The organism is Streptomyces sp. GQ60 (genome assembly GCF_059758875.1).
Map to the genome: position 1 here is coordinate 294,249 of NZ_JCAXEG010000001.1, position 19,494 is coordinate 313,742.

Annotated in this window: 15 protein-coding genes; 6 read left to right on the plus strand and 9 right to left on the minus strand. The window is 73.9% G+C overall.

Annotation, left to right across the window (positions count from 1 at the left end):
• Positions 1-34: 34 nt before the first annotated feature.
• Together AC6CKD_RS01480 and AC6CKD_RS01485 are read left to right on the plus strand one after the other, a co-directional pair.
• Complete coding sequence (locus tag AC6CKD_RS01480; RefSeq protein WP_498324622.1) at positions 35-1,330, plus strand: ATP-binding protein; 1,296 nt, start codon at positions 35-37, stop codon at positions 1,328-1,330.
• On the plus strand, positions 1,327-2,022 hold the full coding sequence (locus AC6CKD_RS01485) for a LuxR C-terminal-related transcriptional regulator (RefSeq protein WP_243333471.1): 696 nt from the start codon (positions 1,327-1,329) through the stop codon (positions 2,020-2,022). The genes AC6CKD_RS01480 and AC6CKD_RS01485 overlap by 4 nt, the downstream gene beginning before the upstream one ends.
• A 55-nt stretch (positions 2,023-2,077) precedes the next feature.
• Here the strand turns inward: AC6CKD_RS01485 and AC6CKD_RS01490 are convergent, their stop codons facing one another.
• From AC6CKD_RS01490 to AC6CKD_RS01510, 5 genes are all read right to left on the minus strand, one after another.
• Entirely contained in the window at positions 2,078-3,157 is a 1,080-nt protein-coding gene (locus AC6CKD_RS01490) for a C40 family peptidase (protein WP_498324623.1), read from the minus strand.
• Positions 3,158-3,297: 140 nt separating this feature from the next.
• Positions 3,298-3,651 (minus strand): hypothetical protein, encoded by a 354-nt coding sequence (locus AC6CKD_RS01495; RefSeq protein ID WP_498324624.1) that lies wholly within the window; start codon positions 3,649-3,651, stop codon positions 3,298-3,300.
• Positions 3,652-3,672: 21 nt separating this feature from the next.
• Entirely contained in the window at positions 3,673-4,332 is a 660-nt protein-coding gene (locus tag AC6CKD_RS01500; RefSeq protein WP_498324625.1) for a class F sortase, read from the minus strand.
• Between the two features lie 149 nt (positions 4,333-4,481).
• Positions 4,482-5,015, minus strand: coding sequence for a hypothetical protein (locus tag AC6CKD_RS01505; protein ID WP_498324626.1), 534 nt, complete (start codon positions 5,013-5,015; stop codon positions 4,482-4,484).
• Between the two features lie 353 nt (positions 5,016-5,368).
• Positions 5,369-6,433, minus strand: coding sequence for a C40 family peptidase (locus AC6CKD_RS01510; RefSeq protein ID WP_498324627.1), 1,065 nt, complete (start codon positions 6,431-6,433; stop codon positions 5,369-5,371).
• A 148-nt stretch (positions 6,434-6,581) separates the two neighbouring features.
• Between AC6CKD_RS01510 and pcrA the strand changes: the two genes are divergently transcribed.
• Positions 6,582-9,110: a DNA helicase PcrA gene (gene pcrA, locus AC6CKD_RS01515; RefSeq protein WP_498324628.1), complete on the plus strand. Its 2,529-nt coding sequence runs from the start codon at positions 6,582-6,584 to the stop codon at positions 9,108-9,110.
• A gap of 61 nt (positions 9,111-9,171) precedes the next feature.
• On the opposite strand, the gene AC6CKD_RS01520 is transcribed toward pcrA, so the two are convergent.
• A complete protein-coding gene (locus AC6CKD_RS01520) occupies positions 9,172-10,731 on the minus strand; it encodes a M23 family metallopeptidase (protein ID WP_498324629.1) in 1,560 nt (519 codons plus the stop codon).
• Positions 10,732-10,998: 267 nt separating this feature from the next.
• Positions 10,999-11,748, minus strand: coding sequence for an esterase/lipase family protein (locus tag AC6CKD_RS01525; RefSeq protein WP_498324630.1), 750 nt, complete (start codon positions 11,746-11,748; stop codon positions 10,999-11,001).
• Between the two features lie 186 nt (positions 11,749-11,934).
• Here AC6CKD_RS01525 and icmB point away from each other — a divergent pair, with 186 nt between their 5' ends.
• Positions 11,935-12,342: a coenzyme B12-dependent isobutyryl CoA mutase small subunit gene (gene icmB, locus AC6CKD_RS01530; RefSeq protein WP_266905332.1), complete on the plus strand. Its 408-nt coding sequence runs from the start codon at positions 11,935-11,937 to the stop codon at positions 12,340-12,342.
• Between the two features lie 235 nt (positions 12,343-12,577).
• Here icmB and AC6CKD_RS01535 read toward each other — a convergent pair whose 3' ends face one another.
• Both AC6CKD_RS01535 and AC6CKD_RS01540 read right to left on the minus strand, forming a co-directional pair.
• The gene (locus AC6CKD_RS01535; protein WP_498325389.1) at positions 12,578-14,167 is read right to left on the minus strand and encodes a DUF5691 domain-containing protein; all 1,590 of its coding nucleotides are present in this window, start codon (positions 14,165-14,167) and stop codon (positions 12,578-12,580) included.
• A gap of 240 nt (positions 14,168-14,407) precedes the next feature.
• Positions 14,408-15,847 carry an SWIM zinc finger family protein gene (locus AC6CKD_RS01540; RefSeq protein ID WP_498324631.1) on the minus strand — a complete coding sequence of 480 codons (1,440 nt, stop codon included), beginning with the start codon at positions 15,845-15,847 and terminating at the stop codon, positions 14,408-14,410.
• A 134-nt stretch (positions 15,848-15,981) separates the two neighbouring features.
• On the opposite strand from AC6CKD_RS01540, the gene AC6CKD_RS01545 reads away from it, so the two are divergent.
• On the plus strand, positions 15,982-17,088 hold the full coding sequence (locus AC6CKD_RS01545; RefSeq protein WP_498324632.1) for an ATP-binding protein: 1,107 nt from the start codon (positions 15,982-15,984) through the stop codon (positions 17,086-17,088).
• A complete protein-coding gene (locus AC6CKD_RS01550; protein ID WP_498324633.1) occupies positions 17,085-19,463 on the plus strand; it encodes a DUF5682 family protein in 2,379 nt (792 codons plus the stop codon). Before AC6CKD_RS01545 ends, AC6CKD_RS01550 begins: the two co-directional genes overlap by 4 nt.
• The last annotated feature ends 31 nt before the right edge of the window (positions 19,464-19,494 follow it).

The following is a 19,494-nucleotide window of genomic DNA, read 5'->3' on the forward strand; positions in this document are numbered from 1 at the left end:
CCAGGGCCGCCGCCAGCGTGTGACCATCGATGACATGCCCGTAGCAGCCGCCCCACGCACGCCGTACGCACCGGACCCCGACGAGACGCCGCAGCGCAAGCTCTACCGCAGCGCCGACGGCCGGATGCTCGGCGGCGTCGCGCGCGGCCTCGCCGGGCACCTGGGCCTGCCCGTCGTCTGGGTCCGGCTCGCCTTCCTCGGCCTGTTCATGTGGGGCGACGGCCTCGGCGTGCTGCTCTATGCCGCGTTCTGGGTCTTCGTACCGCTCGGCGTCGGCGGCCGCAGCGGCCACCGCTCCTACTTCGACACCCTCCCCGACGGCACCCGGCGGCTGCGCAAGCCCGAGCGGGGCCAGATCATCGCGCTGATAGCGCTGTGCGTCGGCGCGGGCATCTTCATCTCCCAGGTCCAGGTCGGCGGCAGCTCCGGACGGTACGTGTGGCCGACCCTGCTCGTCGGTGCCGGCGTGGTCCTCGTCTGGCGCCAGGCCGACAACGCCCGCCGCGCCCATTGGAACGCCGCCGCCGGCCGGCACGCCAGGCTGCTGCAGGCCGCCCGCGCCCTCGCGGGCGTCGCCCTGGTCGGCGTGGGCCTCACCGTCTTCATCGTGGTCCGCGGCTCCGCCGCCCAGCTGGGCAACGTGCTGACCGCCACCCTCGCCGTCCTCGTCGGCGTCGCCCTCCTCGCCGGGCCCTGGCTGATCCGGATGACCCAGGACCTCTCCGAGGAGCGCCTGATGCGCATCCGCGCCCAGGAGCGCGCCGAGGTGGCCGCCCACGTCCACGACTCGGTGCTGCACACCCTCACCCTGATCCAGCGCAACGCCGAGGACGTCGGCGAGGTGCGCCGCCTCGCCCGGGCCCAGGAGCGGGAGCTGCGCAACTGGCTGTACAAGCCCGAGGGCACCGGCAAGGACGAGGGCGAGGAGCCGACGACGCTGGCCGACGCCGTGAAGAAGACCGCCGCCGAGGTGGAGGACCACCACGGGGTCCAGATCGAGGTGGTCGTCGTCGGCGACTGCCCCCTAGACGAGAAGCTGGCCGCACAGATGCAGGCCGCGCGCGAGGCGATGGTCAACGCCGCCAAGTACGGTGGCGACGGCGGCCCCGTCCAGGTGTACGCCGAGGTGGAGGGCCAGACGGTGTTCGTGTCCGTACGGGACCGCGGACCCGGCTTCGACATCGACGCGGTACCGGACGACCGGATGGGCGTACGAGAATCGATCATCGGCCGGATGCAGCGCAACGGCGGGACCGCGCGACTGCGGTCCGCGCCCGACGGCGGCACGGAAGTCGAGCTGGAGATGGAGAGGGCGGCGAAGGCAGCATGACCGAGGACAGCGCGAGCACCGGCGGCGTGACCAGGAGGGTCCGGGTGGTGCTCGTCGACGACCACCGGATGTTCCGCACCGGGGTGCAGGCCGAGATCGGCGAGACCGAGCGGACCGGGGTCGAGGTCGTCGGCGAGGCCGCCGACGTGGACCAGGCCGTCACCGTCATCACCGCCACCCGCCCCGAGGTGGTGCTCCTCGACGTGCACCTGCCCGGTGGCGGCGGCGTCGAGGTGCTGCGCCGCTGCGCCCCGCTCATGGGCGCCGTCGAGGACCCGGTACGGTTCCTGGCCCTGTCGGTGTCGGACGCCGCCGAGGACGTCATCGGCGTCATCCGGGGCGGCGCCCGCGGCTACGTCACCAAGACGATCACGGGGACCGACCTGGTGGACTCGGTCTTCCGCGTCCAGGACGGGGACGCCGTGTTCTCGCCGCGGCTGGCGGGCTTCGTGCTCGACGCCTTCGCCTCCACGGACGCCCCGCCGGTCGACGAGGACCTGGACCGCCTCACCCAGCGCGAGCGCGAGGTGCTGCGGCTGATCGCGCGCGGGTACGCGTACAAGGAGATCGCCAAGCAGCTCTTCATCTCGGTCAAGACGGTGGAATCCCACGTCTCGGCGGTGCTGCGCAAGCTCCAGCTCTCCAACCGCCACGAGCTGACCCGCTGGGCGACGGCCCGTCGGCTGATCTGACCCGGACCACGCCCCGCCCGGCGCCGGCCGGGGTCGCCCGGGCCCCGGGCGGAGCTCAGGCGGGCCGCGAGGCTCCGGCCCAGGGCATCGAGTCCACCGGGGCCACGCGGACGGTGGAGCCGGGGCGCGGGGCGTGGATCATCTGGCCGTTGCCGATGTACATGCCGACGTGCGTGATCCCGGAGTAGAAGAACACCAGGTCGCCGGGGGCCAGCCGGTCGCGGGAGATCCGCTGTCCGGCGTTGATCTGCGTGTAGGTGGTGCGCGGCAGCGACACCCCGGCCGCCCGCCAGGCCGCCTGCGTCAGACCGGAGCAGTCGAACGAGCCCGGGCCCGTCGCGCCCCACACGTACGGCTTGCCGATCGCCCCGTGCGCGAACGCCACCGCGCGGGCCGCGCGGGAGCCTCCCCCGGCTACCGCTGGGAGGTGCCCCCAGGAGGGCGGCGGAGCCTGGGTGGCGGGGCCGCTCGGGGCGGGGCCGGCCGAGCGGGCCTCGTAGGCCGCCCGCTCCTCGGCCGTCAGTTTGGTCAGCAGCCGCTGCGCGGCAGCCAGTTTCTCCTCGATCCGGGCCTTGTGGCCCGCGAGTTCGCCCTGCCGGGCCCGAAGGTCGGCGAGGCGCCCGTCGGCTTGTTCCTTGAGCTGCCCGACCTCGTCGAGCCCCCGCCGCACGGCCGAGACCTCGGCCGCGTTGAGGTGGCCGGCGCGGGTGATGAGGGCGGCCCGGTTCAGGTACTCCTGCGGATCGTCGGACATCGCCAGCTGTACGGCGGCGCCCAGGGTGCCGCTGCGGTACTGGGTGGCGGCCAGCGAACCGAGCGCACTGCGGGCCGTGTTGAGCCGGTCGGTCCTGCGGGCCGTCTCGTCCCGCAGCCCGTCGAGGGCGCGCTGCGCCTCGTCGGCCTTCTCCTTCGCCCCGTTGTACTGGTCCGTCGCGGCCCCGGCCTCCTCGTAGAGCCGGTCCATCTCCGCCGTGACCTGCGAAGGCGTCATCTGCGGATCGGCGTGGGAGGTGCCTTCGAACGCGGTGGCGGTGGCAGCGCCCGCGAGGGCGAGGGTGGCGGCGGTGGTGCGTGCGGTGCTCCGTGCCGTGCCGCCGGTGAGCGGGCGCTGCCTGGGCTTTCGATGACTGGCCACGAGGGCCTCACGTCCTTCCTCCATCGGTGCTTGGAGGAGGACGCTAGACCCGAAGGTAACGGGCAGATGACGAGATGATCGAAACTGGCCGTACGTGACCGGAGCCGGCCGGTCGGACGGCACTCCGTGGCCGCGGGGTGTCAGCGCCAGAGAACGGCGATGAAGATATTGACCACGGTCAGTCCGCCGACCGCACCGAACAGCGCCTTTTCCACCCGCTCCTCGTCACGCTTCACGTAGACGATCGCCAGGATCACGAACAGGATCGCGAGCTTCACGCCGACCTTGATGTTGTTGACGGCGGCGCCGTCCATTTCGCGGAACCCGACCAGCAGGACGCCGGTGACGAGCATGGTCAGTGCGCCGTGCAGCATGGCGGGCACGAAGCGGGCGGTCCCGGCGCTCATCGCCTTCATCTGGGTCAGGAAGCCGCCGAGGAGCGAGGCGATCCCGATGATGTGCAGGCCGAGGAAGATGTTGATGAGAACGTTCATGGCGACGAGCGTAGGCGGCGGCTATCCGCGGATCTCCGTCAGGCGGGCGAAGACGACCACGTTGCCGTCGTAGCCCCCCTTCTTCGAGAAGCCGCCGCCGCAGGTGATCACGCGGAGCTCCGGAGCGCCGTTGGGGCCGTAGACCCGAGCCGCCGGAAAATCGTTCTTGCCGACGACCTCGATGCCGTACACCGTGAACACGGCGGTACGGCCGTCCTGTCGGTCCACCTCGATGTGCCGGCCCTGCTCGAGCGAGCCGAGCGCGTAGAAGACGGCCGGCCCCAGCTTGTTGTCCACGTGGCCGTCGATCACCGCCGTGCCCTGCGCCCCCGGCGCGGGGGAGCCCTCGTACCAGCCGGCCAGGTTCCCGTCCTCCGGCGGCGGGGCGTCCACCCAGCCCTCGGAGTCGAGTCCGACGCGGGTGACGGGGGCGTCGACCCGTACGGCGGGAATCCGGATCCGGGTCGGCGGGGAGGGCCTCAGCGGCTGCGGGGCCGGCGGGAGGCGGCGGGCGGCCTCGTCGTGGGCCGGGTCGCTGACCAGCGACGCGGCTTGCGCGGGCTGCGGCGGACCGCCGTTCAGGTCGAGCCCGTTGGAGAGGAGGAAGGTGCCGCTGAGGGCGACCACGGCAACGACGCCCCAGCCGCCGCGAGGCTTCGTACGCTCCTGGGGGCGGGCCATGATGCGCGCTCCTTCCGTAGTGCCGAGGGGTTCTGGGGGCGGGGCCCGGAGCCGTGGTCCGGGACCGCGATCCGGCGGCGGGTACTGGACCGGGCCCGTCCGGCCGCCAGGGGCGGGTCGGACGGGCCCGGCGGTCAGGGGGCCGGGGGTCAGGCGCGGTCGCCCGCTCGGCGGCGCATCAGGACCACGCCGCCGCCGAGCGCACCGGCCAGCAGCGCGGAACCGGCCGCGATCTCGGTGCCGTTCAGGCCCGCGGCGCCGCCGCCGAGGCCGGCCTTGACGCCCTTGGAGGGGGTGGAGGGAGCGGTCGTGCCGGTGCCCGTACCGGTCGAGTGGCCCGCGACCGTGAGGGTGGTCGTGCCCTTCTCGCCCTTGCACTCGAAGGTGACCTCGTACTGGGCACCCGGCTTGGCGTCCGCGTCCACCGTGGCGGTGGCGGGCTTGCCCTCGTTGAGCTCGACCGCGTCGAAGATGCCGGAGGAGGCCTTGACCAGCGGTTCCTGGCACCCGGTGGCGTTCAGGGTGACGGTGCCGCCCGCGGCGACGGTGGTGGGGGAGACGGTGAAGCCGAAGGACGTGACGTTGGGCGTGGTCCCGCCGTCATTGGCCGAGGCCATCGGCGCGGCGAGCGCGAAGGCCGCGGTGGACAGCAGGGCTACGGACGCGACACGTATGGAACGCATGGTGAATCCTCCGGGTCCCCGAGGCGCAGCCGCGAATAGTTTGTCCGCAAAAGGAAAGGAATGCCCCTCGATGTGCTAGACGCTAGGTCCGGTTGGCCGAACCTGCGAATCGAACGGCCCGAACGGACCAACAGCGGAAGTGAGTTGGCGGGCGCCGCGCCAACTCCTCTGATACGGACGGTGAGCGCCACGCCGGCGGACCTGTCGAAGGGTGGCGCTGAGTGACGGACACGCCGAGGGGAGGCCAACGGGCGCCGATGGGCCGACCCGTGGGCGCCGACGCGTCGGAACGTGGGCGCCGACGGACGAGAGCGAGGGCGCCGACGGACCGAAGCGCGGCGGCCCCGGCACCTTCACCCCGGCCGGACGCTCCCGTAGATCGGCTGGTAGTGGACCGAGTCCTCGCGGACGGACGTCCCCGGCCGCGGGGCGTGGATCATGCGGCCGCCGCCGATGTATATCCCGACGTGGCTGATGTCCGCGTAGAAGAAGACCAGGTCCCCCGGCCGCAGCTCCTTCGTCCCGATCCGCGGAGCCGCCTTCACCTGGTCCCAGGTGGTGCGCGGGAGCGTGATCCCCGCCGCCCGCCAGGCCGCCTGGGTCAGGCCGGAGCAGTCGTACGAGCGCGGGCCCGTCGCGCCCCAGACGTACGGTTTGCCCAGCTGGGCCCGGGCGAAGGCCACCGCCTTGGCGCCGGACGCCGACGCGGCGGCGTCCGCGGGCAGCGGTCCCGGGGCGGCCGGGGCCCGGGGGGCCAGGGCCCGCGCCCGCTCCGGCGCGGTGAGCCGCGCCAGCAGGGTGTTCGCCTCCGCGAGCCGGGTCTGCACCTCCTGCTTGCGCCCGCGCAGATCCTCCTGCGCCCGCTCCAGGTCCGTGACCACCACGACCGCCTCCCGGCGCTTGGCGGCCGTCTCCGCCCTTGCCCGGGTGTACTGGGTGAGCAGCGCGTCCTCGCGGCCGCCGAGCCGGTTCAGCAGGTGCGTCTGCGCGAAGAAGGCCTGCGGATCGTCGCTGAGCAGCAGGGTCGCGGTCCCGCCGAGGCCGCCGGCGCCGCGGTACCGGTCGGCGGCGTAGCTGCCGAGCAGCCGCCGGGCCTCGTTCAGCTTCTGGGTGGTGCCGGCCACCTGGTCCATGAGCGCCGACAGCAGGGCCCGCTGCTCCGCGGTCCGCCCGGCGGCCGCGTCGTAGGCCTGGGTGGCCGTGCCCGCCTGCCGGTGCAGCTCGTCCACGCGGGTCCGTACCTCCTCCACCGAGGGCCGGGGCGCGGGCGCCGCCGCGGCCGGGTGGGGGAGGAGCAGGCCCAAGGAGGACAGGGCCGCGGTCGTGACGACCGCGGTGGGGGCGTTCGGATGTCTTCGGGTGCGCGGCTTGCGGTGGTGGGGGGAGGGGTGGGACGAGGGGAATCCGTACGTGTACACGGGCCGGCACCTCCTTCCGGTTGGCGGAGCACGCTAGCGGCGGAGGGGGCGCCTCGGAAGGGGGCGGGAGGGGGCCGCAGGGCATATGCCGCCGAATTTTCCGGGGGCGGGACCGTGTGTCGGTCCCGCCCCCTAAACTCGGAAGGCGATGAGCAGCCTCTTTGACGACAGCTTCCTGGCCGACCTCTCCCCCTCCGAAGAGGTCCCCCCGCCGCCCGAAGACCACGCCGCCCCCGAGGCGGACGCGGACGATCTCTTCGGGGGCCGGTTCGACGCGCCCATCAGCGGGGACGCGTACTACCGGGACGGTGCCCCCCGGCCCGTCATCGACCCGGCGGCGCTCCTGGAGGGGCTGAACGCGGAGCAGCGCGCCGCCGTGGTGCACGCGGGCTCCCCGCTGCTCATCGTGGCCGGCGCCGGATCCGGCAAGACGCGCGTGCTGACGCACCGCATCGGCCACCTGCTGGGCGCGCGCGGGGTCCACCCCGGCCAGATCCTGGCGATCACCTTCACCAACAAGGCCGCCGGTGAGATGAAGGAGCGCGTCGAGGGCCTGGTCGGCCCGCGCGCGAACGCGATGTGGGTCTCCACCTTCCACAGCGCGTGCGTGCGCATCCTGCGCCGCGAGTCCAAGCGGCTCGGTTTCACCTCGTCCTTCTCGATCTACGACGCGGCCGACTCGAAGCGCCTGATGGCGCTCGTCTGCCGCGACCTGGACCTGGACCCGAAGAAGTTCCCGCCGAAGGCCTTCAGCGCCAAGATCTCGAACCTGAAGAACGAGCTCATCGACGAGGACGCCTTCGCCGGGCAGGCCGTCGACGGTTTCGAGAAGACCCTCGCCCAGGCGTACGCGATGTACCAGGGGCGGCTGCGCGAGGCCAACGCCCTCGACTTCGACGACATCATCATGACCACGGTCCACCTGCTCCAGGCCTTCCCGGACGTCGCGGAGCACTACCGGCGCCGCTTCCGGCACGTCCTGGTCGACGAGTACCAGGACACCAACCACGCCCAGTACACGCTCGTGCGCGAGCTGGTCGGCACCGGCTACCCGGACCTGCCGCCCGCCGAGCTGTGCGTCGTGGGTGACGCCGACCAGTCGATCTACGCCTTCCGGGGCGCGACCATCCGCAACATCCTCCAGTTCGAAGAGGACTACGCGGACGCGACCACGATCCTGCTGGAGCAGAACTACCGCTCCACCCAGACGATCCTGTCCGCCGCCAACGCGGTCATCGAGCGCAACGAGAACCGCCGCGCGAAGAACCTGTGGACCGAGGCCGGCAGCGGCGCCGTCATCACCGGCTACGTCGCGGACACCGAGCACGACGAGGCGCAGTTCATCGCCGACGAGATCGACCGGCTGACGGACGCGGGCGACGCGAAGGCCGGCGACGTCGCGATCTTCTACCGGACCAACGCGCAGTCCCGCGTGTTCGAGGAGATCTTCATCCGCGTCGGACTGCCCTACAAGGTCGTCGGCGGCGTCCGGTTCTACGAGCGCAAGGAGGTCCGCGACGTCCTCGCGTACCTGCGCGTCCTGTCGAACCCCGAGGACAACGTCCCGCTCCGCCGGATCCTGAACGTGCCCAAGCGCGGCATCGGCGAGCGCGCCGAGGCGATGATCGACGCCCTCGCGATGCGCGAGAAGATCACCTTCCCGCAGGCGCTGCGCCGCGTCGACGAGGCCTTCGGCATGGCCGCCCGCTCGACCAACGCCGTCAAGCGCTTCAACGTGCTGATGGAGGAGCTCCGTACGATCGTCGATTCGGGCGCCGGCCCGGCGGTGGTCCTGGAAGCGGTCCTGGAGCGCACGGGCTACCTCGCCGAACTCCAGGCCTCGACCGACCCGCAGGACGAGACGCGCATCGAGAACCTCCAGGAACTCGCCGCGGTGGCACTCGAATTCGAGCAGGCCAGGGAAGCGGCGGCGGCCGAGGCCGCCGAGAACGGCGCCCCGCCGGTGGGCCCCGGCACCCTCTCGGAGTTCCTGGAGCAGGTCGCGCTGGTCGCCGACTCCGACCAGATCCCGGACGAGGACACCGACGGCAACGGGGTCATCACCCTGATGACCCTGCACACCGCCAAGGGCCTCGAGTTCCCGGTGGTCTTCCTGACCGGCATGGAGGACGGGGTCTTCCCGCACATGCGCGCGCTGGGCCAGACCAAGGAACTGGAGGAGGAGCGCCGCCTCGCCTACGTGGGCATCACGCGGGCGCGCGAGCGGCTGTACCTGACGCGGTCGAGCATGCGCAGCGCGTGGGGCACGCCCTCCTACAACCCGCCGTCGCGGTTCCTGGAAGAGATCCCGGCCGAATACCTGCAGTGGAAGCGGACGGGCGCGGCGCAGAAGCCGGCGGGCCCCATGCGGAGCTCCGGCTCGGGTTACGGATCTTCGGGCTCGGGCGGGTCGAAGGCCTCCTTCGGCACCTCGCCGGAGTCCTTCCTGTCCTCGTCGCGCACGAAGTCGGGCCCGTCGGGGTTCGCGACGCGGCGGGCCACCGACAAGCCGGTCATCACGCTGGTGGTCGGGGACCGGGTCACGCACGACCAGTTCGGGCTGGGCACGGTCATGGAGGTCAGGGGCGCGGGCGCGGACGCGCAGGCCACCATCGACTTCGGGGACGAGAAGCCGAAGCGGCTCCTGCTGCGGTACGCGCCGGTGCAGAAGCTCTAGCGGGCAGAACGCGGAACGGCCCGCCCCCTCGGGGGCGGGCCGTTCCGCGTTCGTGCCGGTCCTAGTTCGGGTTCAGGCCCTTGGCGCGCAGCCACGACTGCGGGTCGACCGGGGAGCCGCCGCCCGGCCGTACCTCGAAGTGCAGGTGCGGGCCGGTGGAGTTGCCGGAGTTGCCGGAGTAGGCGATCACGTCGCCCGCCTTGACCTTGCCGGAGCGGATCTTGGCGCTGCTGAGGTGGCAGTACCAGGTCTCGGTGCCGTCGGGCGCGGTGAGTATCACCATGTTGCCGTAGGCGGGGTTCCACTGGCTGCGCACGGTGCCGTCGGTGGCGGCCATGACCGAACTCCCGTAGGAGACCGGGAAGTCGATGCCCGTGTGCACGGACATCCAGTTGACGCCCGCCTGGCCGAAGCCGGCGCTGAGGCCGTGCCGCGCGACGGGGAGGGCGAACTTGGGGCGGGCCGCTTCCTTGGCCGCCGCCTCCTCCGCCTTCTGCTTCTTCTCCTCGTCCTGGCGCAGGCGCAGGTCGATGCGCTCCTGGGTGCGGCTCGCACGGTCCGCGAAGTCGCCGGCGTCGGCGCTGAGGGCGGTGAGCTGCGTGTCGAGCTTGCTGTTCGCCGCGACCGGCTTGATGGAGGCCGGGTCGGGCGCGGCCAGGGTCGTGGTCTCCTCGGACGGCTTCTCCGTACCGGTGAGCCCGCCCACGGAGGCGGCGGCGACACCTGCGACGCCCATCACGCAGGCCGACGGCACGGCCACGGTCAGCAGCGCGGAACGCTTGGCCGGGGTACGACGGCGGTTGCCGGCGCCGGCCTTGGCGGTACTCGCCTTGGCGACGGGCTTCGCGGCGGGCTTGGAGCCCGGCTTGGAGCCGGCGCGGCGCGAGGGCCGCGGCTCGGCGGGCGCGGCCGGGGTGACGGGCATGGCCTGCGTGGGGAGCTCGTGAACCGCGGCGTCTGCGGCGTCGGCGGCGTCGGCCGGGTCGGCCGGGAGGAACTCGAAGACGGCGGTCTCGGTGTAGGCGGCCTCGACGGCGGTCTCTGCGTAGGCCGGCTCGGGGGAGGCCGCCGCGTAGGCCGGCTCGGGCGAGGTCGCGGCGTACGTCTCGTACCCGTAGTCGTAGGCGTACTGCTGGTCGGGGGCCTGGGTGTAGGCAGGGGCCTGGGCTTGGTCCTGCTCCTGCGCCGGCTCCGGGACGTGCTGCTGCTCGTAACCGCCGTACCCGTAGGCCTGCTCGGAGGCGGTGTTCCAGGCGGTGGCGTCGTAGGCGCCGGTCTCGGTCCCGTAGCCGGGGGCCGACCATTGGCCGGTCTGCTCGGCGGAGGCGTCGTAGCCGAAGGCGGTGGACTGGTAGTCCATGGAGACGCCGCCCTGGGCGGGGACGGTCGAGAGGTAGCCGTCGTAGCCGTCGACGGGCTGCTGCGGGTAGCCGTTCTGGGGGGCGGTCCAGGCCGTGGTGTCGTACGAGCCGGTCTCGTAAGAACCGTAGGTGGCGCCGTAGTTGTAGCCCTGGCCCTGCGTTTCATAGGACGTAAACGCTGAATTGCCAGCGAAAGTGGTGGTGGAAAGGCCGTCATACCCAAAATCGGGGTACTGGCCCGACGAGGGGCGGTCGTTCACCAACTTCTCTTTCGCCTCGGCAGCGGGGGGCCTGGGTGGCCGAGGAACGTGGGGTCCTCGGAGGAGAGCAGTGGCGTGACTGTACCCGGCGGTTACTCGCAACGACAATCTTCGGCGGGGTTTGTGCCTGACGGAACCGGGCATTCGGCCGCCTTTCGGTCGCCGGAAGACCCACCCTTGGCCTTGAGTTCGAAAAGTGTTCGACTATGGGGTCGGTTTTCGCTCCAACGGTCGACCCGGCGGTCGACGCCGAAGCGGAACGGCCCGTCAGGCGACGGAAGCGGCGCCGGGGTGCGGCAGGGCGACCGGCCCGGGTCCGTCGAGGGTGCGCCGGACCGCCGCGATGACGGTGGGGTGCGCGGGCAGGGCGAGATGTCCGATGCCGGTGACCTGAACGTTTTCCACGAGCAGGTCCGGGTGCTCGATGCGGGCCGTCCCGGTCGGGTCCATCAGCTCGTCGAACTCGCTCCAGAACGCCACGCACCGGGTCCGGCAGGCGGGCGCGGGCGCGCGGAGTTCGGTGAGTACCTCGGAATCCGGGCGCATCTGCCGGACCAGGGGGTGCGCGTCCATGAAGGGCGCCACGCGGGTGCCGGAATGCGGGGTCCCGAGCGTGACGAGCGTGCGGACGCGCGCGTCGCCGCCGAGGCGCTGGACGTAGTACCGGCCGACCAGCCCGCCGAGACTGTGCCCCACCAGGTCCACCCGGTCCTGCCCGGTGCGCTCGCACAGCTCCTCGACGCGGCGGGCGAGATGCCGGGCGGTGACGCGCAGGTCGCGGGTGAAGGGGGAGTAGTTGTACGCCTCCACCTGCCGCCGGCCGCCTGCCCCGAGGGAGCGGCGCAGCAGGACGAAGACGGAGCGGTTGTCGGTGAACCCGTGGAGCAGGAGCACCGGCGGTCGCTCGTGGGTGGCGGCGGCGGGTCGTTCCGGCAGGACTCCGGTGGGATACAGCAGGATGTGCCCGCCGAGCACGATGGCTTCCAGTACGCCGGCCCGCAGTGCGGCTCCGGACATGGTCAGCCCCATAGACGGCCCCCCTAGCGCCTCGGGACCGGGGCGTCCGACCGCTCCGTGCCGTGCGGCTGTCGGCGCGGAGCGGTGGTACGCCATCCCATGTGTGATTTCCCCCTCGTGGTTGACCGCGAAACGGGGGTATGCGTGATGCTGTACTTAACGTTCGTTCACTCGGGAGGCAGTGCGATGGGTGTGACCGGTCCGATCCGTGTGGTGGTGGCCAAGCCGGGCCTCGACGGCCACGACCGAGGCGCCAAGGTGATCGCGCGGGCCCTGCGGGACGCGGGCATGGAGGTCATCTACACCGGCCTCCACCAGACCCCCGAACAGATCGTCGACACCGCGATCCAGGAGGACGCCGACGCGATCGGTCTGTCCATCCTGTCGGGCGCGCACAACACGCTGTTCGCGCGCGTCCTGGAACTCCTCGCGGAGCGCGACGCGGAGGACATCAAGGTGTTCGGCGGCGGCATCATCCCGGAAGCGGACATCGCTCCGCTGAAGGAGAAGGGCGTGGCCGAGATCTTCACCCCGGGCGCGACGACGACGGCGATCGTCGACTGGGTCCGCGCCCACGTCCGCCAGCCGGTCTAGCCCCGGCCCCCGCCGGCCCCGGCCCCGGGGCCGGCCTCGCCGTGCCCGCACTGCACCGTCCCCGCAGGCGGGGCTGATGTGGCGCGCCGCCGTTCCCGGGGGCCGGCCCCCGGACCCCCGCTCCTCAATCGCCGGAGGGGCTGGATCTTCCCAGCCACCGGCGTTCACGTGCAGGAGGACGTCGCTCACATCAGCCCCGCCGGCGCGACGCGCACCCCCGGGCCGGGGGTAGTGATCAGCTCGGCGGGGTCAGTTCCGCGTGCAGCGCGGCCCGCAGCCGGAGGGTGGCGACCAGTCGCTGGAAGGCCTCCGACCAGTACGCCGCCGCACCCCCCTCCTCCACCGGCTCCGCCGCCAACGCATCGAGCCGCCCCGCCTCCGCAGGATCAAGGCACCGCTCCGCCAGCCCCATGACCCCGCTGAAGCTCCACGGGTAGCCCCCCGCCTCCCGCGCGGAGTCCAGCGCCTCGATCACCGCCCTCCCCAGTGCCTCCGCCCACGGCACCACGCACACCCCGAGCAGCTGGAACGCCTCCGACAGCCCGTGCGCGCGTATGAACTCCGCGACCCACGCCGCCCGTTCCTCCTCCCCGAGGGTCGACAGGAGCTTCGCCCGCTCCGCCAGCGAGGCCGTCGCCGGTCCTGCCGCGGGCGGCGCGGACGCCGGGCCGAGCAGGGCCTGCGACCACGCGGGGTCGCCCTGCCGCACCGCCGCCCGGCACCACGCCGCGTGCAGTTCCTCCGCCCAGCCCTCGGCCACCGGCAGCGCCACGATCTCCGCCGGGCCGAGCCCCCCGAACCGGTCCCGCCAGCACGACAGCGGCGCGGAGTCCACCAACTGACCCAGCCACCAGGCCCGCTCCCCGCGCCCGGCCGGCGGCCGCTTGACCACGCCGTCGCGCAGCATGCCCGCATCGCACTCGGCCGGTGGCGTCACCCCCTCCGGACCCACGCAGGCCAGCGCCCGCTCCGCCATCCGCCCGGCCAGCGCCGAGGTCGGCAGCGCGGAGAGCAGCTCGGCGGCGGTCGCGCGGACATTGCGGCTGCGGTCGCCCAACGCGGCCTCCAGGAAGGGCTCGTCACCCGCCGACAGCCCCACCCGCAGGGAGTCGAGGAACATCAGCCGGTCCTCGGCCCGCTCGGTGCTCCACGTGGTCGCCAGCAGCCGCGGCCCGGCGGCCGCCTCGTGGGCCCGTACGAGGCCGAGCAACGCGACCCGCTCGGCGAACAGCCCTTCCTGCCAGAGTCGTTCCACGCCCGCCGCGTCCTTCGCGTCGGGCAGTTCACCGGCGCCACCACCGGACCCCCCGCGCAGCGCGAACCGCCAGTCCGGATTGAGCCGGGCGAGCCACAGGCCGCGCGTACCGGCCAGGGCCAGCGCCTGCGGCCGGAGGTCGCTGCGGGCCCGCGCGACGTCCAGCAGCGCGGGCACGAGCGAGTCCGGTGCCCGGTACCCGTGCTGTCCGGCGGCGGCCAGCCACTGCGGCAGCAGCTCCGTCAGGTCCGGGGCGGCCCCCCGCCGCCCGCTGCCGCTGCCCGCACCGGCCCGGCCCGCCAACAGTTGCGCGAGCCGCCTCCCGGCCGCCTCCGGAGGCTCCGGACGAGGGTCGCGCGGCGCGGGCTCGGGCCGGGGACCCGCCTCGGCGGGTCTCAGCCCGGCCCGGCGCCGCAGCGTCTGCACGGCTGCGGCCCCGAGCAGCGCCTCGGGACTGCCCCGGCGCCGCTCGGTACCCAGCAGCGCGGCGGCCACCAGCTCGTCCCAGCCGCCGTCCCCGTAGGCCGAGTCGGTCGGCCCGTCCGTCGTCGTGGCCGTGGTTGTGTCCATGGCCGTGGTCGTCGTGTTCACCGGATCCCCTCCCTCTTTCCCTCGTGCGTCGTGCCGCGTGCAGGGTGTCGCGCTCCGGTCCCGCCCCCTCCGCGGGACCGGAGCAGCTCGATTTCCCTGTGGCACACACGGCCGTACCTACTGCCTCAACTGGCGTGGTTGTCGTCCACGAAAGCCCCCCGGCTCACTCGTTTCGAATACGTCGGCGCCCCCGCGCCGCCGCCTTCCCCCTGCGCCCGCTCAGCCCAGCACCACCGGCTCCGGTGAGTCCGGCTGCCAGGCCGTCAGCGGGGTGAATCCGCGGTGTCCGCATTCGCCGAACACCATCAACGGGCCGCCCCCGGAGAGCGCGGCCAACTGCCACAGCCCGGTCCCGGGCCGGCTCCCGGCCCCGGTCGAGGCCACGGGCAGGGCGGAGCTCCCCTCGGCGTCCGCCAATTGCCAGGCCGCCGATCCCTGTTGCTCCGCCCGCGGTCCCCCTCGCGGTCCCCCTTGTAGTCCCCCCTGTTGTTGTCCTCCCTGTTGTCCTCCCGGTATCGGAACCACCGGGCCGAGCACCACCGGCCAGGACTCCAGCCAGGGGTCCTCGCGCAGTGCCGCGCCGTACGCCTCCAGTGCCGCGCCCGTGCTCACGCCGGTCGGCGCGGCCCGGCACGGGACGGCCGGTGCGAACCTCTCCCCGAGGTCCGCGCGCAGCCCCGCCGAGCCGGGCCGGAAGCGGGCTTCCGCCTCCAGTACCAAGCCGACGGGCAGCGCCAGCCCCGGCGGCCGCCCGGGCGGGCCGAAGTCCAGGACCAGGGCCGGCCGCCCGCTCGCCAGCCCGCGCAGCCATATCCGGCGGGTGGTGAGACGGCCGTCCGGTGACGCCGTGTCGTACTGGGCCAGCACGAGCCAGTGGTCCCGTACGGCCTCGCCGTCCGTCTGGGGCTGCAGTCCCAGACGGCTGCGGACCGTCGCGGCCAGCGGCTCCGGCAACCCGGAAACCCCCAGCCAGGCCCGGTCCAGCAGGTGCAGCAGCGCGGCCTCCTCCAGCATCCGGGCGGGCCAGCCGGTACCGCAACTGGGTATCGTCCCCAACTCCCGGACCCGAGCGGCCAGTCCGGGTGCCTGGGCGTCGACCATCCGGGCGGCGGTCTCCTCCCAGGCCGCGTATCCCGCCCGCTCCTGACCGGCGAGGCCGCCGCGCACCAGGTCCGCGAGCCGCTGTTCCAGCTCGGTGACGCCGGCGCCGATCCGGGCCGCCCGCCGCTCGGCCCGCTTGCGGGCCCCCTCCGCGTCCGCCGGTCCGGTCCGGCCGGAGCGGTCAGCGGCCGGCCGTGCGGCCTTCGCCGCCCGCTCCGCGAGCCACTCGTCCGCCCAGTCCGGAGCCTCGGCCGGATCGCCGGCCGGGCCGTCGAGCCCCTCCGCGGCCCAGAGCAGCAGCAGGCCCAGCGCGTGCTTGCACGGGAACTTCCGGCTCGGGCAGGAGCACTTGTACGCCGGCCCGGACAGGTCGACGACCGTCCGGTACGGCTTGCTGCCGCTGCCCTTGCACAACCCCCACACCGCACCGGAAGCGGAACCTCCGGTCCGCGACCACGGCCCCGCCCCGCCGAGTCTCGCCCCCGCCCTGCGTGAGGCGTCGTCAGGAGCCAGAGCCAGTACCTGTTCCGCCGTCCAGCGGACCCCCTGCTCAGTCATGTGTCCCACCGTAGAGACCCCCACTGACAATCCCTCTGACCTGCAACGACGCGTCATCCGGGGCCCGTTGTCAGTGGTCGGGTGCATCGTGGTTCCAGCAGTCGGAAGCGGCTGCGGAGCATTGGAGGGGGACCATGGCCACGACCGGGAACGAGACCACCACAGAGGCGCTGCGACCGCACGCCGAAGACGCCTTCGCGCAAGAACTGAAAGCCTTGGCGGCCGCCGACGACCGGCCCCGCCCGGCCCGCTGGAAACTCTCCCCGTGGGCCGTGGCGACGTACCTGCAGGGCGGCACGCTCGAAGACGGCACCGTCATCACCCCCAAGTACGTCGGCCCGCGCCGGATCGTCGAAGTCGCCGTCACCACCCTCGCCACCGACCGCGCCCTGCTCCTCCTCGGAGTGCCCGGAACCGCCAAGACCTGGGTGTCCGAGCACCTCGCCGCCGCCGTCAGCGGAGACTCCACCCTCCTCGTCCAGGGCACCGCCGGCACCCCCGAGGAGGCCATCCGGTACGGCTGGAACTACGCCCGGCTCCTCGCCCACGGCCCGAGCCGCGAAGCGCTCGTACCGAGCCCGGTCATGCGGGCCATGGCCGAGGGCATGACCGCCCGCGTCGAGGAGCTCACCCGGATCCCCGCCGACGTCCAGGACACCCTCATCACCGTCCTGTCCGAGAAGACGCTCCCGATACCGGAGCTCGGCCAGGAGGTGCAGGCCGTGCGCGGCTTCAACCTCATTGCCACCGCCAACGACCGCGACCGCGGGGTCAACGAGCTCTCCAGCGCGCTGCGCCGGCGCTTCAACACCGTCGTCCTGCCGCTGCCCGCCACCGCCGACGCCGAGGTCGACATCGTCGCCCGCCGCGTCGACCAGCTGGGCCGCGCCCTCGACCTGCCCGCCGCCCCGGAGGGGCTGGAAGAGATCCGCCGCGTCGTCACGGTCTTCCGGGAGCTCCGCGGCGGAGTCACCACCGACGGTCGCACCAAGGTCAAATCGCCCAGCGGCACCCTGTCGACCGCGGAAGCCATCTCGGTGGTCACGGGCGGCCTCGCGCTGGCCGCCCACTTCGGGGACGGCGTCCTGCGCGCCTCCGACGTGGCCGCGGGGATCCTCGGGGCCGTCGTCCGGGACTCGGCCGCCGACCAGGTCGTCTGGCAGGAGTACCTGGAGGCCGTGGTCCGCGAGCGCGACGGCTGGAAGGACTTCTACCGGGCCTGCCGGGAGGTGACGGCATGAGCCCGGGGACGACGGGCCCGTACGCCGGCGGCCCGTACGCCGCGGGCCCGCTGCTGCTGGGCGTACGGCACCACGGGCCCGGCTCCGCCCGTGCGGTGCGGGCCGCCCTGGACGCGGCGCGGCCGGCGGCGGTGCTGATCGAGGGGCCGCCGGAGGGGGACGCCCTGCTGCCGCTGGCCGCGGACCCGGGGATGCGGCCGCCCGTCGCCCTGCTCGCCCACGCGGCCGACGACCCCGGCCGGGCCGCGTTCTGGCCGCTCGCCGGCTTCTCCCCGGAATGGGCGGCCATCCGGTGGGCGCAGGAGCGGGAGGTCCCGGTCCGGTTCATCGACCTCCCGGCCGCGCACTCGCTGGCCGCGCCGGAGAGCGGGGAGGGGGAGTGGAAGGGGGAGGGGGCCGAGGAGCCGGTCGAGGAGGGGCGCGGGGAAGGGAACGGCGCGGCCCGCGGCTCCGTACGGCTGGATCCGCTGGCCGTGCTGGCCGAGACCGCCGGGTACGACGACCCCGAGCGCTGGTGGGAGGACGTGGTCGAGCACCGCGGCGGGGCCGGACCGGCCGCCGACCCGCTGGCGGCGTTCGAGGCGCTCGGGGAGGCCATGGGCGCCCTGCGCGAGGAGTACGGAGCGGGCGGGCACCACCGGGACCTGGTGCGCGAGGCGCACATGCGGCAGCGGATGCGGGCCGCCCGCCGGGAGTTCGGCGACGCCTACGCCGTCATCTGCGGGGCCTGGCACGTCCCGGCCCTGCGGGCGAAGACCACCGCGGCCGCCGACAGGGCGCTCCTCACCGGGCTGCCCAAGGTCAAGGTGGAGACCACCTGGGTGCCCTGGACCCACCGGCGCCTCGCCCGGGCCGGCGGGTACGGCGCGGGCATCACCTCGCCCGGCTGGTACGCCCACCTCTTCGAGGCCCGCGACCGGCCCGTCGAGCGCTGGCTGACCAAGGTCGCGGGCCTGCTCCGTGCGGAGGACCGGCAGGTGTCCCCGGCCCACGTCATCGAAGCGGTCCGGCTCGCCGACACCCTGGCGGCGATGCGGGGCCGGCCGGTGCCGGGGCTGACGGAGACCCTGGAAGCGGTCCGGGCGGTGATGTGCGACGGCTCCGACATACCGCTCGCGCTGATCGAGGACCGGCTCGTCGTCGGGGACGTGCTCGGCGAAGTGCCCGACGCGGCGCCCGTCGTACCGCTCCAACGGGACCTGACCCGGCAGCAGCGCTCGCTGCGGCTCAAGCCCGAGGCGCAGGACCGGGAGCTGGAGCTCGACCTGCGCAAGGACACCGACGCGGCCAAGTCCCTGCTGCTGCACCGGCTGCGGCTGCTCGGCATCGACTGGGGCGTCCCGACGGCCTCCCGGGGGAGCACGGGCACCTTCCGCGAGACCTGGCGGCTCCGCTGGGAGCCGGAGCTGGCGGTACGGGTGGCCGAAGCCGGCATCTGGGGGACCACGGTCCTCGGGGCGGCCACCGCCAGGGCCGAGGCCGACGCGGCGGGCGCCGGGGAGCTGGGCGAGGTCACCGCGCTGGCCGAGCGGTGCCTGCTGGCCGGGCTCTCCGGGGCCCTGCCCGCCGTACTGCGGGCCCTCGCCGACCGGGCGGCGCTGGACACCGACGTGGCGGGCCTGGCCAAGGCGCTGCCCGCGCTGGCCCGTTCGCTGCGCTACGGGGACGTACGGGGCACCGACGCGGCGGCGCTGGGGACGGTGGCGGCCGGGCTCGCGGAGCGGATATGCGTGGCACTGCCGCCCGCCTGCGCGGCGGGGCTGGACGCCGACGCGGCGGAGGAGCTGCGGGGGCACGTGGACGGCGTACACGGGGCGGTGGGCCTGCTGGAGGGGCCGCTGGAAGAGCCGCGCACGGACGGCCTGCGGGAGCGCTGGGCGGCGGTGCTGCGGACGCTGGCCGGGCGGGACACCGTCCCCGGACTGATACGGGGGCGGGCGGCGCGGCTGCTGCTCGACGACGGGCGGCTCCCGCCCGAGGAGACCGCGCGGCTGATGGGGCTCTCGCTGTCCCCGGCGTGCGCGCCGGCCGACGCGGCGGGCTGGATCGAGGGGTTCGCGGGCGGGGGCTCGGGCGGCGGCACGCTGCTGGTACACGACGAGCGGCTGCTGGGGCTGATCGACGGCTGGCTGGTGTCGGTGCCGGAGCGGGCGTTCGTCGACGTACTGCCGCTGTTGCGGAGGACCTTCGGGGCGTACGAGGCGGGGGTTCGGCGGAGCCTGGGAGAGCTGGTGCGGCGGGGGCCGGCCGGAGCCGGTGCCGCGGTGGCGGGATCCGGTGCGGTGCCGGCCGGCTTCGGCGCGGAGCTGGACCCGGTCCGGGCGGACGCGGTGGTGGACCTGGTCCACCTGCTGCTGGCGGGGGCGCCGGGGTGAGCGGACCGGTCCTGGCCGGGGTAGGCGGCCA

Excerpts from the sequence above, each read along its gene's own strand:
- icmB (WP_266905332.1), top strand. The coding sequence starts at position 11,935 with ATGGGTGTGACCGGTCCGATCCGTGTGGTGGTGGCCAAGCCGGGCCTC.
- AC6CKD_RS01525 (WP_498324630.1), bottom strand. The coding sequence starts at position 11,748 with ATGTCCGGAGCCGCACTGCGGGCCGGCGTACTGGAAGCCATCGTGCTC.
- AC6CKD_RS01540 (WP_498324631.1), bottom strand. The coding sequence starts at position 15,847 with ATGACTGAGCAGGGGGTCCGCTGGACGGCGGAACAGGTACTGGCTCTG.
- AC6CKD_RS01485 (WP_243333471.1), top strand. The coding sequence starts at position 1,327 with ATGACCGAGGACAGCGCGAGCACCGGCGGCGTGACCAGGAGGGTCCGG.
- AC6CKD_RS01535 (WP_498325389.1), bottom strand. The coding sequence starts at position 14,167 with ATGGACACAACCACGGCCACGACGACGGACGGGCCGACCGACTCGGCC.
- AC6CKD_RS01505 (WP_498324626.1), bottom strand. The coding sequence starts at position 5,015 with ATGCGTTCCATACGTGTCGCGTCCGTAGCCCTGCTGTCCACCGCGGCC.
- AC6CKD_RS01480 (WP_498324622.1), top strand. The coding sequence starts at position 35 with ATGCCCGTAGCAGCCGCCCCACGCACGCCGTACGCACCGGACCCCGAC.
- AC6CKD_RS01495 (WP_498324624.1), bottom strand. The coding sequence starts at position 3,651 with ATGAACGTTCTCATCAACATCTTCCTCGGCCTGCACATCATCGGGATC.
- AC6CKD_RS01545 (WP_498324632.1), top strand. The coding sequence starts at position 15,982 with ATGGCCACGACCGGGAACGAGACCACCACAGAGGCGCTGCGACCGCAC.
- AC6CKD_RS01500 (WP_498324625.1), bottom strand. The coding sequence starts at position 4,332 with ATGGCCCGCCCCCAGGAGCGTACGAAGCCTCGCGGCGGCTGGGGCGTC.
- AC6CKD_RS01550 (WP_498324633.1), top strand. The coding sequence starts at position 17,085 with ATGAGCCCGGGGACGACGGGCCCGTACGCCGGCGGCCCGTACGCCGCG.
- pcrA (WP_498324628.1), top strand. The coding sequence starts at position 6,582 with ATGAGCAGCCTCTTTGACGACAGCTTCCTGGCCGACCTCTCCCCCTCC.